The organism is Gulosibacter chungangensis (genome assembly GCF_008831155.1).
GTDB classification, from domain to species: domain Bacteria; phylum Actinomycetota; class Actinomycetes; order Actinomycetales; family Microbacteriaceae; genus Gulosibacter; species Gulosibacter chungangensis.
This window is the reverse complement of the sequence record NZ_WBKB01000019.1, coordinates 1-1,083: the sequence shown is the minus strand read 5'-3', so window position 1 is coordinate 1,083 and position 1,083 is coordinate 1. Positions and strand designations below refer to the sequence as shown.

Here is a 1,083-nt window from a genome sequence, read left to right as displayed (position 1 = left end):
CTCGTCCAGGAGACGAGTTCGTCGTGATCACCATCGTAAAGAGCAAGGGCCGGGGCTGGAGAATTCGCCATGCATTATTCTCTCAACCCACTAACCATTTAGGAACTAACGACACGCGACACTAGTCGGCCAGTGCCGCCTTGAGCGTCGCCGCCGCCTCGCGAACACCATCCGCACCGCTCACCTGGGCGTCCTCATGCTCAATCGAAAGCGCATCGTCGTAACCGGCCTTTTGGAGCTCGCTAATGAGTTCACGCCAAAATGCAACGGCATTACCGCGACCGACAGTGACGTAGTTCCATGACCGCTCGAGCGGGTGGTCAACCGTCAAATATTCAAGTCGGCTCCGCACCGCGGCTGCTTGCTCAATCCGAGTGTCTTTGGCGTGCACGTGATAGATAGCGCCACTGAGCGCAGCGACCGCCTCGAGCGGGTCCGCTCCCATCCACATGAGGTGACTCGGGTCAAAATTCGCGCCGACAATGTCACCGATTTCACGGCGTAGGTGCAACAGTGAGGGCACGTTGTACACAAGCTGGTTCGCGTGCATCTCAACCGCGAGTTTGCTAACTCCCTGCGCGGTCGAGAATTTCGCGAAGCCTTCCCAATAGGGCAGTGCCACCTCGTTCCACTGATACTGCAACATCTGGGTGGTTTCAGGCGGCCACGAGGTAGTAATCCAGTTCGGCATCTGATCTCCCGGGACGCCAGCTGGAAGCCCAGACATCAACACGACGGTCTCCACCCCAAGCTCACCAGCAACTCGCACAACGTCCCTGGTCAGCTCATCGTTCCCTGGCTCCGCAGGGTGCAGCTGATTCCCGCTGGCATTGAGCGCTGATATCTCCAGACCCGCATCCGCGAGTTTCTTCTGGAATTCATCGCGAGCATTTTTCGATGACAGCAAATGCTCAACGTCGAGGTGTGGTTTTGGGGACCAAGACCCGCCACCAAACTGGCTCTTCACGAACGAGGGTGTAGTGACGGTCTGAACCCGCCGGTTTCGAGCAGGCTGCGCGCGATGTAGTGGGTGAGGTTCCGGAAGCCGAGCGCCGAGCCGCGGAGGTGCTCGAGCCTGCCGTT

1 protein-coding gene is annotated in these 1,083 nt (G+C 58.8%); it reads right to left on the bottom strand.

What is annotated here, in order from left to right; all coding sequences use genetic code 11:
- Window positions 1-121: 121 nt before the first annotated feature.
- A complete protein-coding gene (locus F8O05_RS14705; protein WP_158053508.1) occupies window positions 122-967 on the bottom strand; it encodes a sugar phosphate isomerase/epimerase family protein in 846 nt (281 codons plus the stop codon).
- Window positions 968-1,083: the final 116 nt, after the last annotated feature.